Source organism: Pseudomonas paraversuta (assembly GCF_904067025.1).
Classification (GTDB): domain Bacteria; phylum Pseudomonadota; class Gammaproteobacteria; order Pseudomonadales; family Pseudomonadaceae; genus Aquipseudomonas; species Aquipseudomonas paraversuta.
Genome location: NZ_CAJFDA010000001.1, coordinates 3014255 through 3030727 on the forward strand (window position 1 = coordinate 3014255; position 16473 = coordinate 3030727).

Genomic DNA, 16473 nt, shown 5'->3' on the forward strand with positions numbered 1-16473 from the left:
AGCGGTGGCCGGACCCGGGTCCGGCCGCTGGAGAATGTGTCTTTAGAAGACGCTTGCGGCCTCGGCGAATTTAACCCCCTCTGCCTGGCCATTGAGTTCAAGAGCCGCCAGAGCCCGGGCAAAATCGGCCATGAAGACCGGGTGACGGATGATGTCCAGATGGTGCGCATCGGCCACACAGCTGTGCTCGATCACCTCCACCAGCGCGCTCCAGTCCCGCAGGCGCTCGCTGCGGGTCAGGGAATCGGCGGCCTGCCAGACATGGGCCGCCACCGGCAACGGCACGTGCACATGGCGGGCGGCTTTCAAGCGTTTGTCGAGCAAGGCCCATTGTTCGAATTCCCGGGACAGCAAGTCCGGTCCGTCGCTGGGCAATTGCCCGTCGTGGGCCAGCACATGCTCGGTCAGGGCATCACGCTCGCGCTGGTCCATCAGCGCGAACAATTGCCGCCACTGTCTGGCCATGGCCGAGCGTGCCAGCCAGCTTTCCAGCAACGGTTGTGCCCGGGCATGTGCGCCCTCGTCGAGGGCCTGGCGCGGGTGAAACGGCACCGACTCAAATACATCCACCAGGCCAAGGAACTCGACCTGCGCCCGTCCTTGCAGCAGGCGCGCGGTTTCCAGCGCCAGCTCGCCCCCGGACGACCAGCCGAGCAAGGCGCAGCGCCCGCCCTTGACCGTGCGCGCGATGTAGTCGGCGTACTCCCGGGCCAGCGCGGGCAGATCATAGCCACGCCAGCGTTGCTCGGTGTAGACGTGACTGACGAATCCATACACCGGCCGTGAGCCGCCCAGGGCATCCACCAGCGGCTTGAATTCACTGCTGTTGACGATCAGCCCCGGCAGGCAGAACAGCGGCACTCCGCGCCCCGAACGCGACAGGAACACCACCTGCGGGTCGTTCACCGGCGGTGGCGCCAGACGTTCGGCCAGCGCCGCCAGGCTCGGGGCATTGAGCAAGTCGGCCAGGGTCAGCTTGCGCTCACCCTGCAGGCCCTGCTTGCGGATGCGCGCCAGTAACTTGAGGCTCAGCAGCGAATCGCCCCCCAGTTCGGTAAAGGAGGCGTCGCGGCAAATAACCGCCTGCCCCAGCAAGTCGCTCCACAGCTGCGCCAGCGCCTCTTCCACCGCACCGCGCGGGCCCTCGCCCAGGGGCCGGACCGTTTGCGCCAGGGTCAGGGCGTGCCGGTCAAGCTTGCCGTTGGCAGTCAGCGGCAGCTGCTCCAGCACTGTCCAATGGGACGGCACCAGGGCGTCCGGCAATTGCCTGGCCAGGGACTCGCGCAGGGCTTGCACAGCGATGCCCGGCTCCAGCACCAGACAGGCATGCAGTTGATCGCCGCCCTCTTCCCCGGGCATGGCGATCACGGCCGCATCCCGCACCCCGGCCAGACGCCGCAGCGCGGCACTGACTTCGCCGGGCTCGACCCGATAACCACGGATTTTCACCTGGTCATCGCTGCGGCCCAGGTATTCCAGGCTGCCGTCATCCAGCCGGCGTACCCGGTCACCACTGCGATACAGGCGTGTACCGGGTGCGCCGAACGGGTCCGGCACATAGCGCTCGGCAGTCAGCCCCGGGCGGCCCGCGTAGCCCTGGGTAACACCCGGGCCGCCCAGGTACAGTTCACCGCTCACCCCTCGCCCCACCGGGTTCAGATAAGCATCCAGTACCCGGGCCACAACGGCGGCCAGCGGAGTGCCGACGGGCAAGGTGCGGGCGCGCAGCGGGTCGGCAGCGGCGGCGTCCTGGCACAGCGCCCCCACAGTCGTCTCGGTGGGGCCGTAGTGGTTGAACACCCGCAACTGCGGGGCCAGCTGGCGAATCTGCTGCAGCAACCCCCAGGACGTGGCTTCGCCGCCGAGGATCAAGCTGTGCCGCGGCAGCACCCGGGCCGGATCGCGGGCGTTGAGCAAGGCCTGCAAATGACTGGGGGTAATTTTCAGCACGTCGGCTCCCTGTTCGCTTTGCCAGTGGGCAAAGGCATCGGGGTCGAAGGCCTGATCATCGTCGGCCAGGTGCAGCAGCCCGCCCTGGCTCAGGGCGCTGAACAGCACCGTGTGCCCGAGGTCGGCGGCCACCGTCGAGACCATGGCGAAGCTGCTGCGGGCCGGCAATTGCAAGCGCTGGCTGAGCCCCGCGACATAGGCGGCCAGGTTGCCGCGACTGGCGACCACGGCCTTGGGCGTGCCACTGGAGCCTGAGGTGTAGATCAGGTACGCGGGCAACTGCGGCACCCGGGCTGGCCAGGCCCTCAGCACCGCGGGCAGGGTCGAATCCGTCTCCAGCGCCAGCCAGTCCAGACCCGGCACCCCGGGATCGGCACCCAGCACCAGACACGCCCCGCTGTCGGCCAGGACTGCCGAGCGGCGTTCGGCCGGCCAGCGCGGGTCCACGGGCACATAGGCGGCGCCACACTTGAGGGTGGCCAGAATGCCGGTCACCAGCCCCGCTGTACGTCCGGTCAACAAGGCCACCCGGTCACCGGGACCGACGCCCCGGGCCAGCAGCTGTTGGCCAAGGGCCTCGGCGGCGCGGTCAATATGCCCGCGGCTGAAAGTCAGACCGTTGCAGGTCACGGCTGCGGCGTCAGGGCTGAGCAGATGCTGGCGCTGCCAGGCATCAAGCACATCCTCAGTGGCGATTGCCGGTGCTTCGGGGTGGTATTCAGGCTTGACGGCAAGTTCCAGCAAGGGTTGCTCCGGCGCCAGACTCACGGCTTCGGCCAGCACCCGCAGCTCATCCGCCAGGGCTTCGATGCGCCCGGCATCGAACAGGTCGCAGGCATAGGCGATCAGCACTTCGATGCCATCGGCGCGGTCTGTGAAGTCCACACTCAGGTCGAAATGCACTTCCCCCGCCACCAGCCCGTCCAGTCCCATGGACAGATCGGCGAAGCGCTGCGGGCGGCTGGCCGACTGCTCGGTGCACTTGACCTGGAACAGCGGGTGAGTGCCCGCCTCGCGGGGTGGCGCCAGCGCTTGCAAGAGCTGGTCGAACGGCAGTTGGGAATGTTCCTGGGCCTGGAGCAAGGTGCCGCGCACCTGATGCAGCAGCGCAGTAAAACTGCAGCGCTCATCGACCCGGTTGCTCAACACGCTGAGGGTGGTGAAGTAGCCCACCACCCGCTGGGTTTCAGCCCGCGAGCGGTTGGCCAGCGGCGAACCGATGCGCACGCTGTCGGCGCCGCTGTGGCGGGCGAGCAACAGGTTGAGCAGCGCCAGCATGGCCATGAAGGTGGTGGCGCCGCCGGCCTTGGCCAGGTTGCGCAAGCGTTGGCTGGTATCACCGGGCAATTGCAGGCGCACACTGGCACCGCGTGACTCGCGAACAGCGCTGCGGGGGCGGTCCAGCGCCAGCGCCAGGGGCGTGTGATCGTCCCCCAGTTGTTTGCGCCAATAATCCAGTTGCCGGGTTTGCTCCCCCGCATCCAGCCAGCGTTGTTGCCAGCCGGCGTAATCGGCGTATTGCACAGTCAGCGCCGGCCATTGCGCGGCCTGCCCCTGACAGCGCGCGGCATAGGCCGTGGCCAGATCTTCGATGATCAGGCCGATGGACCAGCCATCGGCAAGGATGTGATGCAGCACGATCACCAGCCGGTGCTGCCGGGTATCAAGGCGATGCAGTTCCAGTCGCAGCGCCGGTTCGGCCAGCAGGTCAAACGCCTGGCACGTCAGCGCCTGGGCCCTTTGCCGCGATGCGCCCTCGTCCAGTTCCAGGCAGACCAGTGGCTGGAACTGCTGCGGGTTGACCCGTTGCTGCGGTTCGCCGTCGACGTCCTGGGTAAAGGAGGTACGCAGCGCTTCGTGACGGGCGCGCAAGTCGTTGCAAGCCTGCTCCAGGGCCTCGACATTCAGCAGCCCCCCCAGACGCAGGCTCCCCGCCAGGTTATAGGCTGGGCTGTCCGGCTCGCGCTGCCAGGCAATCCACAGGCCGCGCTGGGCGGCGGACAGAGGTGAGGCATCCGGCCGGGGCAGCGCGACCATCGGCAGGTCGGTAAAGCGGATGCCGTTTTCCTCGAGCCTGGCGAGAAAAGCCTGGCGCCGCTCGGGGGACAGTTCGGCGAAACGCCGGGCGATTTGGTGCGGATCAATACTCATCTCAAACCTCGATTTCATCCAGCCAGCGGGCCATGTCATCCAGGCGCTCGCGATGCTCGACCGCCGCAGCGAACAAATCGCCCGGCAGTTGTAGGGCCAACTTCTGCACGGTGACGTGATCGAAGAAGGCGTTGATCGGCAGGTGACAACCGTGGCGCTGCTGCAGTTGGGCACGCACTTGCATGACGCTCAGGGAGTGCCCGCCCAGTTCGAAGAAACTGTCGGTGACGCCGATCTGCTCCAGCCCCAGTACTTCGAGCCAGATGGCCACCAGCGCCCGTTCGGCATCGCTGCCCGGCGCTACATGGCCGCTGCTCGCGCCCTGCCCTTCGGGTTGCGGCAACTGCTTGCGATCCAGCTTGCCGTTGGCCGACAGCGGCATCGCCGGCAATTGCAGCAGGCGCCACGGCACCATGTATTCAGGAACGTGCTGACCCAGATGAAATTTAAGTGCCGCTTCGTCGATCTCAGTGCCGACCCAGTAACCGAGCAGTTGATTGTCCCGGGCTATCACCACGCATTCGTGCACCGCGGCATGGGCCAGCAACACTGCTTCGATCTCTCCCAGCTCGATTCGCTGGCCGCGCAACTTGACCTGATGATCCAGACGGCCCAGGTAGTCGATGGCACCGTCGGCGCGCCAGCGCGCCAGGTCGCCACTGCGGTACATGCGCTCGCCGGGAGCACCGTAGGGATTGGCGACAAAGCGTTCCCCGGTCAACCCGGGACGACCCAGATAACCCCGGGCCAGATTGACCCCGGCGATGTACAACTCGCCGGCCACCCCCACCGGCACAGGATTGAGATCGGCATCGAGAATATGGATTTGCGTATTGGCGATCGGGCGCCCGATCGGCACGCTGTTGCCGTCCTCGCGGCAGGCCCATGACGTGACGTCGATGGCCGCTTCGGTCGGGCCATAGAGGTTGTGCAACTGGCTGGCAGTTTGCCCCAACACCTGACGCTGCAACTCGGCCGGCAAGGCTTCACCGCTGCAAATAATCCGCTTCAGTGAGGTGCAAAGGGGCAGTTCGCCGGCAGACACAAAGGCCTGCAACATCGACGGCACGAAGTGCAGCGTGGTGATGCCGTGCTCGACGATCAATTCGCGCAATATCTGCGGATCACGGTGGGCACCGGGGGGGGCCATCACCAGGGCCGCGCCGCTGAGCAGCGGCCAGAAGAACTCCCAGACCGAGACGTCGAAGCTGTAAGGGGTTTTTTGCAGCACCCGGTCGCCGGGGTTCAGGCCGTATTCGGCCTGCATCCATTGCAAACGATTGAGCAGCCCGGCATGACGATTGCCGACGGCCTTGGGCTTGCCGGTGGAACCCGAGGTATACAGGCAGTACACCAGGTTTTCCGGGCCGATATCGACCTTGGGTGCAGTCTGCGGCTGAGTCGCCAGCGCCAGGTTTTCCAGTGCATGCATCGGTACCCCGGCAGCGCCGGACCAACTGTCCAGCAGGTGCGCCTGGGTCAGCAACAACGGGCTGCCACTGTCGGCCAGCATCCCTTGCAACCGCTCCCGCGGGTGGTCCGGGTCCAGCGGCAGATACGCGCCACCGGCCTTGATCACCCCCAGCAGTGCCACCACCAGCTCCACGGAGCGTTCGGCACACACCGCCACCGGCACATCCGGGCCAACGCCCTGAGTTTGCAGCCAGTGGGCCAGTTGATTGGCCCGGGCATCCAGTTCGCCATAGCTCAGTTGCATGTCTCCATACACCAGTGCCAAGGCATCGGGGGTGGCGCGCACCTGTTCGCCAATCATCGCCGCCAGGTGCGGATGCTCGGGGTAGCGGTTGGCGGTGGCATTCCACGTCTGAATCTGGCGGGTCTCGGCCGGGCTCAGCAATGTCAGGCTGGCCAGGGGCCGGGTGCTGTCTTCGAACTGTTGCAGCAAACCGCCAAGGTGCTCGCTGAAGCGCACCACGTCGGCTTCGGCAAAGGCGTCCCGGCGATAGCTGAATTCGATCTGCAACTGCGCACCGGCATGGATCACCAGGGTCAGCGGGTAGTGCGTGGTTTCGTGGCGCTGCAGCGGCGAGAAAGCCAGACCGCTGGCTTCGCCAAGGGCCTGTTCCACCGGATAGTTTTCGAACACCAGCAAGGTGTCGAACAGGGCCTGCCCGCCCTGCCCGGCCCAGCCCTGAATCTCGAACAGGGGCGTGTGTTCATGCTCGCGCAACGCGCTGTTGAAGGCCTGCAACTGGCGCAGCCAATCCCCGAGGGGCTGTTGCGCCGGCGGCGTCTGGATCACCGGCAAGGTGTTGATGAACAGCCCCAGGGTACGTTCGGCATCCACCAGTTGCGCCGGTCGCCCGGCCACCGTGGCGCCAAACGCCACCGTGGCCTGGCCGCTGTAGCGTTGCAGCAACAGGCTCCAGGCACCTTGCACCAGTGTGTTGAGGGTCACCCGCTCGCGACGGGCGATGGCCACCAGCCGCGCGGTCTGCTGCGCATCGCACTGCCAGTGGTGCTGGCGGTGACCACTGCCCACGGCTGCACCCTCGACGCTATTGGCCAGCAGGGTCGGCGCGTCCAGCCCGGCCAGACGCTCACGCCAGAAGGCCTGACGCTGGGCCGGGTGACGCTGTTGCAGCCACTGCAGGTAATCGACGAAACGCCCCGCCACTTCGGCGGGCGGTGTGCCCCGGTAGTGCTGCAAGACCTCGGCGATCAGCCGCGACGAGCTCCAGCCATCGAGCAACAGGTGATGACTGCTGAGGATCAATTGGTAGCGCTCATCCTCCAGGCGCACCAGCAACACCCGCAGCAAGGGCGCCCGGGCGAGGTCGAAACCGTCCTCGCGCTCTTCCCGGGCCAGATCCTCCACCGCCGTGACCCGGTCGCTGCGCTCGCGCCAGTCGAGCAGGCGCACCGGCGACGGCACGCTGCGGCGCACGGCCTGCAATGGCTGGTCCAGTCCTTCCCAGAGGAACCCGGTACGCAATACGTCATGCCGGGCCACGGTGCTGTCCCAGGCCTGGGCGAAGCGCGTGGCGTCGAGGCCGTCGATGGCCAGGCTCAACTGGTTGAGATAATGACTTTCGCCGGGGGCCTGCAAGGCATGGAACAACATGCCCTGCTGCAAGGGCGACAGCGGATAGAGCAACTCGGTATCGGCGGGCAGTTGCAGGCGCTCCAGGGCCTCCTGATCCAGCGCCGCCAGCGGGAAGTCCGACGGCGTGAAGCGTTGCGCGTCGGGGTTCAGGCAATGTTCGATCAAGCCTTGCAACTCATCCCGGCAAGCAGCGGCCAGCCCCTCGACCCAGGCCCTGGACAGCCGCGCGCCGCTGTATTGCCAGTTCATCTGCAATTCACCCTGGCGCACCTGGGCATTGATGATCAATTCGTTGCCCAACGGTGCATCGGCCGCCTGATCGTCACCGCCGCGCTCGGCAGCGATGCTGAACAAGGCCTGGTGATCCAGGCCGCGATCGGTCTGGCCCAGGTAGTTGAAGGTGATCGACGGTTGCGCGGCATCAGCCAGCTCGGCGCGCACCCCGGGCTCGCCGAGATAGCGCAGCAAGCCGTAGCCCATGCCCTGGTCGGGCACCTGGCGCAGTTGTTCCTTGATCCCGCGAATCGCCACCCCCGCAGCCACGCCCGGGTCGGTTTGCAGACGCACCGGATACAGGCTGGTGAACCAGCCCACGCTGCGGCTCAGGTCCACATCGCTACAGCCCGCCGGCACTTCGCGGCCATGGCCCTCGAGGCCGACCAGCAGGCTTTCGCCACCGGTTTCGCGCAGCACCACCCGGGTCAGAGCGGTGAGCAGCAGTTCATCGACGCGACTGCGATAGGCCAGCGGTGCGCGGGTCAGCAACTGCCGGGTCAACGACTGGTCAAGCCGCACCTGGCACTCGCGCACCTGATCGCGGCGGCGACTGCCCGCCGGGTCCAGCAAGGGCAGACTGACCGCCCCCGGGGCCAGGGTGGCGCGCCAGAAGTCCATCTCGGCCAGACGTGCTGGCACCTCGGCCTGCAGCACTTCGCCCCAGCGCTGGAAAGCACTGCTTTTGTTACCAAGATCCAGCGCCTGGCCGGCCTGCAACTGGCCATAAGCGCGCTGCAAGTCTTCCAGCAGAATGCGCCAGGACACGCCGTCCACCACCAGGTGATGGGCGGCCAGCAACAGCCGCTGGCCATCCCCGGTGTCCAGTAACAGACCGCGCAACAGCGGCCCCTCACTCAGGTTCAAGCCGGCCTGAACGATGCTGCAAACGCTGGCCAGTTGCGCCGGGGCGCTGACCCGTACCTGTTCAAGGGGTACCGCCGCCGTGTCGGCGTGACTTTGCTGCCACACCCCCTGGGCGTCCTGGGTAAAGCGCAGGCGCAAGGCATCGTGCTGGGCCAGCAGCGCTTGCAGGGCGCGCTCCAGCAGCAGCGGGTCGAGGTTTTCCCGCGGTTGCAGCAATACCGACTGGTTCCAGTGCTGGCGAACCGTGATCGGGCTGTCGAAGAACCAGGCCTGGATCGGCGTCAGGGCCGCCGGCCCGGTCACCGGGCCCTGGACCCGGGCCACACTTGGCGCAACCCTGGCCACCTGGGCCAGAGCACGAATGGTCTGTTGCTCGAAAACATCCTTGGGGGTCAACAGCACCCCGGCCTGACGGGCACGCCCCACCAGTTGCAGGGAAACAATGGAGTCGCCGCCCAATTCAAAAAAGTTGTCGCTGGCGCCGACCCGCGCCGTACCCAGCAACTGCTGCCAGATCCCGGCCAGCACGGTTTCCACTTCGCCCAGGGGGGCGACGAATTCGCCGTCCTGCACCTGCCAGTCCGGGGTCGGCAAGGCCGACCGGTCGAGCTTGCCGTTCGGCGTCACCGGCAACTGCTCCAGCCAGATCAGCCGGGCCGGAATCATGTAGTCCGGCAAATGCCCGACCAGGGCCTGCTTGACCCGCGCTTCCAGGCCCGGCTCGGCGGCCGGGCTGCTGGCCACGCCGTAGGCGACCAGTCGCGGGCCGGTGGGTGAAGGCAAGGCCAGCACCACGCACGTCTGCACCTGCGGGTGTTGCTGGATATGCGCCTCGACCTCCCCGGGTTCGATGCGATAACCACGGATCTTGATTTGCTGATCGATGCGGCCGACGTATTCGATCACCCCGTCGACGCCCCACAACACCCGGTCACCGGTGCGGTACATGCGCGCCCCCGGTGCGCCGAACGGGTCAGGCACGAAGCGCTCGGCGCTCATGGCCGGGTGGCGGTGATATTCCCGGGCCAGACCGCTGCCTCCCAGGTACAGCTCGCCACTGACCCCGGCCGGCACCGGCTGCAGGCGCGCGTCGAGAATGTAGGCACGCCGGTCGCCGACAGGACGGCCGATGGGTGCGTAGGCCGACAGGCAGGCCTGACTGGCCGGCACCTTCCACACTAGGGGGGTGACCACGGTTTCGGTGGGGCCATAGCCATTGATCAGGGTGCGCGGCGCCAGGGTCTGGCGGATCAGCTCGAAATTGGCCTGGGGCATGGCTTCACCGCCGAAGGAGTACAGATCCAGCGCCGGGGCACGGCCCCGGGCCCGGGCTTCGGCGGCCAGTTGGGTCAGATACACCGGCGGGAAGCCGGCGTTGGTGACCTGCTGCTCTTCCAGGGTCTGCAGGGTGCGCGCCGCAGACCACAGTTCTTCGTCGCGCAGCACCAGGCTGGCACCGCAGGTCAGTGCAGTCAGCCAGCGCTCATGGGCACCGTCGAAAGCAAAGGAGATAAAGTGGAACTCCCGGGATTCGGCGCTCATGTCGTACAGCGGCGCAGTGGCATCACAGTGCATGGCCAACGGGCCATGGGCCACGGCCACGCCTTTGGGCGTGCCGCTGGAGCCGGAGGTGTAGATCAGGTACGCGAGATTCTGGGCATGCACCTGAACCCCGGGCACCTGATCGCTGTAGTTGTCCAGATCCAGCCGGTCGAGGTCGAGCATGGCCAGACCCGGGGTTTGCGGCAGGCGATCCAGGGCCATCCCCTCGGTGAGCAACAGGCTCATGCCGCTGTCGGCCAGGACGAAGCCCAGACGTTCGCGCGGGTAATCCAGAGCCAGGGGGACGAAAGCCGCACCGGCCTTGGCCACTGCCAGCAACGCCACCAGCAGGCGGTTGGAACGCTGCAAAGCGACCCCGACCCGAACCTCGGGTCCGATACCACGGGCGATCAAGGCATGGGCCAGGCGGTTGGCCTGTGCCTCCAGTTCGCCACGGCTCAACTGCTGCCCCTCGCAAATCAGCGCAATGCGTTGCGGATCGGCCGCGGCATGGGCAGCAATACGCTGCTGGACACTGGTGAAGGCCGGGGCCGCGTAGTCCGAGCGGCTCCAGGCCATGAGTTGAGCCTGTTCGCCCGCGCTCAGCGGGCTGAGTGCGGCCAACGGCTGCAGCGCATCGGCACACAGGCCAAGCAACAGCTGCTGCAGGTGTCCGGCCAGGGCCTCGACCCGCTCCGGGGCGAACGCATCACGGCGGTAGCCAAAGGTGATGTCCAGGGTCTCGCCGGCGAAGATCGCCAGGGACAACGGATAGTGGGTGGCTTCAAGGGTGCTGGAGGCTTCGATACGCACGCCGCTGCGCTGGCGCATGGCGTGATCGACCGGGTAGTTCTCGAACACCAGCAGGCTGTCGAACAGGCTTTGGCCGCTGAGCCCCGCCCAGCGCTGGATATCGGCCAGCGGAGTGTGCTCGAACTCGCCGGCATCGGCACTGCTGGCCTGCAGCTCGCGCAACCAGTCGCCCACCGGCTGTGCCGGAGCACCGCCAGCGATCACCGGCACGGTATTGATAAACAGGCCGACCACCGCTTCGGCATCATCCAGGGCCGCAGGACGGCCCGAGACCGTGGTGCCGAACACCACCCGGGACTGGCCGGTGTAGGTTTGCAGCAGCAGAATCCATGCGCCCTGCACCAGGGTATTGAGGGTCACCCGCTGGCGCCGGGCAAACTGGCGCAGGCGCTGGCTGTCTGCCGCCGACAGACCGCCACGGATCACCCCGTGACCGAGGGCCTGAGCAAGGTCCCGGGTGTCCCGGGGCGGCAGGCTCTGGGCCAGCAAAGTCGGGCCATCCAGGGTTGCCAGACGCCCTTGCCACCAGGCCTCGGCCGCCTGTTCATCCTGGGCGCCGAGCCAGGCGATGTAGTCGCGATACTGGCTGCGGGGTGCTCGCGGCCGTTCACCGGCGTAATGTTGCAGCACTTCGCCGATCAGTCGCGCGCTGCTCCAGCCGTCCAGCAGGATGTGGTGGAAGGTCCAGATCATCCGGCAGCGAGTGGCGTCCAGACGTAGCAACTGCACCCGTTGCAGCGGCAAGCGGTCCAGCTCGAAACCTTCGGCGCGTTCGCGGCGGGCCCAATCATCCAGCTCTTGCTGGCTGAGCCCACGGGCGTCGTGCAATTGCGCTACGGCCGGGCCACGGCGCAATACAGCTTGCAACGGCGTATCGAGCCCGCTTTCCCAGAGGAACAGGCTGCGCAAGGTCGCGTGTTGCTCAACCGTGGTTTCCCAGGCCTGCAGGAAGCGTTGCAGGTCGAGGCCTTCGAGCACCACGTCGATCTGGTTGACGTAGGCCGACCGGGCATCCCCTTGCAGGCTGTGGAACAGCAGCCCCTGTTGCAGCGGCGACAGCGGGTACAGGTCCTCGACATCGCGGGCCGCCAGGGGCAAAGCGTCGAGCCGGGCCTGGCTCAAGCCCGCCAGCGGCACATCGGCCGGGGTCAGCGCGGCGTTTTCCGGGATCAGGCAATAGGCGCCAAGCAAGCTCAGCTCGGCGCGCAGGTCGTCCAGCAGGGCTTCCAGCTGCGCAGCGCTGTAGTGCCGGGCATCGGCGCGGCCGTCGAATTGCAACTGGCCTTCCACCAGGCGGGCGTTGAGGGTCAAGGTATGGCTCAGCGGTGCAGCATCGTCGCGCTGGCGGCCCTGGGGTTCGCCGGCCAGGGCAAACAGGCGCTGGCCATCGAGGCTGGTGTCGTACTGCCCCAGGTAGTTGAACATCACCTGTGGCCGTGGCTGTGCCTCAAGCAATGCCCGGGCAGACGCCGGGCCGAGATAGCGTAACGCGCCGTAGCCGATGCCCTTGTTCGGCACCTGACGCAGTTGTTCCTTGATCGCCTTGATCGCCGAGCCCAGATCCCCCGGGCCCGGGCTCAGACGCACCGGGTACAGGCTGGTGAACCAGCCGACGCTGCGCTCGATATCCAGGCCTTCGCCGAAAGGTGCGGGCAACGCATCGCGGCCATGGCCTTCGAGCTCGACGCTCAGGCCGTCCTGTGCGCTCTGGCGGCACAGGACCCGGGCCAGGGCCACCAGCAACAATTCATCCAGACGCGTGCGATAGGCCGCCGGCGCCTCTTTTTGCAAACGCCGGGTCAGTTCCGCCGGCAGGCGCAGGCGGCGCTCCACGGCCTGGCCTTCACAGCCCAAAGCCATTAGCGGCTGCCCTGCGGTCTGCGCGCACCAGTAGTGCAGTTCATCGAGCAGCGCCGGGCTGGCGGCGAATGCCTGCAAACGCTGGCCCCACTGGGCGAAGCTGGCGCCCACCGGTGCCAGGGTCACGCTCTGGCCGGCCGTCAGCTGGCGATAGGCCTGCTGCAAATCTTCCACCAGGACACGCCAGGACACGCCGTCCACCACCAGGTGATGAACCACGATCAGCAGGCGCTGGCTGCCATCCCCCAGGGTCAGCAAGGCGGCCCGCAGCAGAGGGCCGCGGCCCAGATCCAGGCTGGTCTGCAAGCGCTCGGCCTCGCGCAGGAACACCTCGGCGTCCGGGGCATCCACTTCCACCAGCCAGTCCTCGGCGCAGTGCTCGCTGTAGCCTTGTTGCCAGACGCCCATGGCGTCCTGTTCGTAGCGCAGGCGCAGGCTGGCATGCTGTTGGGCCAGGGCCGCCAGGCTGGCGCGCAGGGGTTCGACCTGCAGCGCCTGCAACGGGCGCAATAACGCCGACTGGTTCCAGTGCTGACGCTGCGGGATATCCTGGCCGAAAAAATACTGCTGGATCGGTGTCAGTGGCGCCGGGCCGACCGTTACCGCCTGCTGCAGCTCGCCACCCTGGGTCACGCAGCGCGCCGCCCGGGCCAGGGCCGCCAGTGTCGGGTGCAGGAACAGGTCCCGGGGGCTCAGTTGCCAGCCGGCCTGACGCACCCGGCTGATCACTTGCAGGGACAGGATGGAGTCGCCGCCCAGTTCGAAGAAGTTGTCGCCAAGCCCTACCTGATCCTGGCCCAGCACCTCGGCCCAGATGGTCGCCAGGGTCTGTTCGATTTCGCTGGCGGGTGCCACATAGTCTTCGGTCACCTGCCCCTGGGGTTGCGGCAACTGCTTGCGATCCAGCTTACCGTTGGCCGACAGCGGCATCGCCGGCAATTGCAGCAGGCGCCACGGCACCATATATTCAGGGAGGTGGCGGGCCAGATGGGCCTTGAGGACATCCTCCTCGATGGCAGCGCCCACCCAGTAGCCGATCAGCTTGTCGTCCCGGGCTATGACCACGCTTTCCTGAACATTGGCGTGGCTCAGCAACAGCGCTTCAATCTCCCCCAGTTCGATACGCAGACCACGCAATTTCACCTGATGATCGAGACGGCCCAGATAGTCGATGGCGCCATCGGCGCGCCAGCGCGCCAGATCGCCACTGCGGTACATGCGCTCCCCGGGAGCGCCGTAGGGATTGGCGACAAAGCGTTCGGCGGTCAGCGCAGGACGCCCCTGATAACCCCGGGCCAGATTGACCCCGGCGATGTACAACTCCCCTGCCACGCCCACCGGCAGCGGATTCAGATCGGGATCAAGAATATGGATTTGTGTATTGGCGATCGGGCGGCCAATGGGCACGCTGTTGCCGTCTTCGCGACAGGCCCAGGAGGTGACGTCGATGGCCGCTTCGGTCGGACCGTAGAGGTTGTGCAACTCGCTGGCGGTTTGCCCCAGCACCTGACGTTGCAACTCGGCCGGCAAGGCTTCACCGCTGCAAATGATCCGCTTCAGCGAAGTGCAAAGGGGCAGTTCACCCGCCGATACAAAGGCCTGCAACATCGACGGCACGAAGTGCAGCGTGGTGATGCGGTGCGCGACAATCAGTTCACGCAAGGCCTGTGGATCACGGTGGGCACCCGGTGGCGCCATCACCAGTGCCGCGCCGCTGAGCAGCGGCCAGAAGAACTCCCAGACCGAGACGTCGAAGCTGTAGGGGGTTTTTTGCAGCACCCGGTCGCTGGCGTTCAGGCCGTATTCGGCCTGCATCCATTGCAGGCGATTGAGCAACCCGGCGTGGCGGTTGCCCACCGCCTTGGGCTTACCGGTGGAGCCCGAGGTGTACAGGCAGTACACCAGGTTTTCCGGGTTGATATCGACCTTGGGTGCAGTCTGCGGCTGGGTCGCCAGCGCCAGGTTTTCCAGTGCATGCACCGCTACATCGGCAGCGCCGGACCACTTCTCCAGTAAGTGATTCTGGGTCAGCAACAACGGGCTGCCACTGTCGGCCAGCATCCCTTGCAGACGCTCAAGGGGCAGATCCGGGTCCAGTGGCAGGTACGCGCCACCGGCCTTGATCACCCCCAGCAGCGCCACCACCAATTCCACCGAGCGCTCGGCGCACACCGCCACCGGTACGTCCGGACCAATGCCCTGGCCTTGCAGCCAGTGGGCCAGTTGATTGGCCCGAGCATCCAGCTCGCCATAGCTCAGTTGCGTGTCGCCATACACCAGCGCCAGGGCATCGGGGGTGGTAAGCACCTGTTCGGCGATCAGGGCTGGCAGGCTCGGGTACTGCGGATAGTCTTCGCGGGTGGCATTCCAGCCTGTCAGTTGCTGTTGCTCCGCCGCTGTCAGCGGCTGCAGTTCATGCAGCGCGCGTTGCGGCTGCTCCAGCAATTGCTCGAGCAGGTACAGAAAATGCGTGTGCCAGGCGTGCACGGTGGACGCTTCGAACAGGTCGGTGGCGTAACTGAAGGTGGCCGTAATCTGACCCTGAGGGTTTTCCTCGGTGGTCAGGGCCAGGTCCAGCTGAGCGGTTTCGGCAGCCTGCTCCAGGCGCTCGAACACCAGCCCGCCCGCCTGCAACTGGCTGTCGCCGCGCTGCAAGTGGTTGTACAGCACCTGGAACAGCGGGTTGCGGCCAAGGCTGCGCTGGGGTTGCAGCGCTTCGACCAATTGTTCGAAAGGCAGGTCCTGATGGGCCTGGGCCTGCAACGCTTGCTCACGCACAGCCTTGAGCTGATCGATAAAGGATTGGCGGCGCGAGATCTGCAGCGGCCAGACCTGAGTGTTGACGAAGCAACCGATCAAACCCTGGGTCGCTTGCGCCTGACGATTGGCCACCGGGATCCCGACCCGCAATTGCCCCTGGCCGCACAGGCGGCTGAGCCACACACCGTAGGCGGCCAGCAGAACCATGAACGGCGTGGCCTGTTGCTCCCGGGCGAACTGGCGCAAGCGCCTGCTGGTGGCATCGGGCAAGGTCTTGCCGACCCGCGCCCCGCGGTAGCTGGGCAAGCCGGGACGCAGGTGGTCCACCGGCAACTCCAGCACCGGTTCCTCACTACCCAGGCGCTCGCGCCAATAGGCCAGTTGCTGCTCGCTCTCGCCGGACTCCAGCCACAGCCGCTGCCAGCGCGCATAGTCGCTGTATTGCACATCGAGGTCGGGCAAAGGGCTGGCGTCGCCCCCCAGGTGACGGGCATAACCGCTGGCCATTTCCTGGACAAACAGCTCCATCGACACACCGTCGGCAACGATGTGATGCAGGGTCACCAGCAAGGCGTGACGCTGCTCGGCGCAACGCACCAGACACAGGCGCAGCAAAGGCCCCAGGGTCAGGTCGAAGGGTTGCCGCGCCTGATCCTGGGCCAGGCGCATCAAGGCCGCGTCCCGGGCCCGGGTCGACAATTCGCTGAGGTCTTCGCGAGCGAATACCAGCCCGCACTCAGCGGCGTCATGTACCCGCACCCGGGGCTCGCCGCCCTCTTCGGGAAAGTCGCTGCGCAGTACTGCGTGGCGGGCGACGATATCGGCCAGGGCAGCGTCCAGCGCCGCCTCGTTGAGTTCCCCGGTGAGTTGCAGCCCGCCGGTAATGTGATAAGCGCTTGAGGTCGGTTCCAGTTGCCACAGCAGCCACAGCCGGTGCTGGCTGTAGGACAGCGCACCCGCAGCCCCGGCAGGTGCCGGGACTATTGGCAGACGCCGGGCATCGATGCCTTTTTCCCGCAGCTGTTGCAGGAACAGCCGCTGCTTTTCCCCTGGAAGAGCATTGAGCCGTTCGGCCAGCGGGCGCAACGGATCGTCACGGTGGCTGGGGCCTCGGGCTTGGCTCAGGTCATTCATTCAATGCGCTCCAGTTCATTCAGCAATTGGGTCATGGCGTCCACCTCATCTTCGGG

General features: G+C 66.6%; 2 protein-coding genes. Both read right to left on the bottom strand.

From position 1 onward, the window contains the following. Positions 1–42: 42 nt before the first annotated feature. The gene (locus JQ848_RS13655; RefSeq protein ID WP_202210835.1) at positions 43–4101 is read right to left on the bottom strand and encodes a non-ribosomal peptide synthetase; all 4059 of its coding nucleotides are present in this window, start codon (positions 4099–4101) and stop codon (positions 43–45) included. Between the two features lies 1 nt (position 4102). Then, positions 4103–16417 (bottom strand): non-ribosomal peptide synthetase, encoded by a 12315-nt coding sequence (locus tag JQ848_RS13660; protein WP_202210836.1) that lies wholly within the window; start codon positions 16415–16417, stop codon positions 4103–4105. Between the last annotated feature and the right edge of the window lie 56 nt (positions 16418–16473).

Bases quoted from the DNA above. Each gene is read 5' to 3' on its own strand.
- JQ848_RS13655 (WP_202210835.1), bottom strand. From the start codon at position 4,101: ATGAGTATTGATCCGCACCAAATCGCCCGGCGTTTCGCCGAACTGTCC.
- JQ848_RS13660 (WP_202210836.1), bottom strand. From the start codon at position 16,417: ATGAATGACCTGAGCCAAGCCCGAGGCCCCAGCCACCGTGACGATCCG.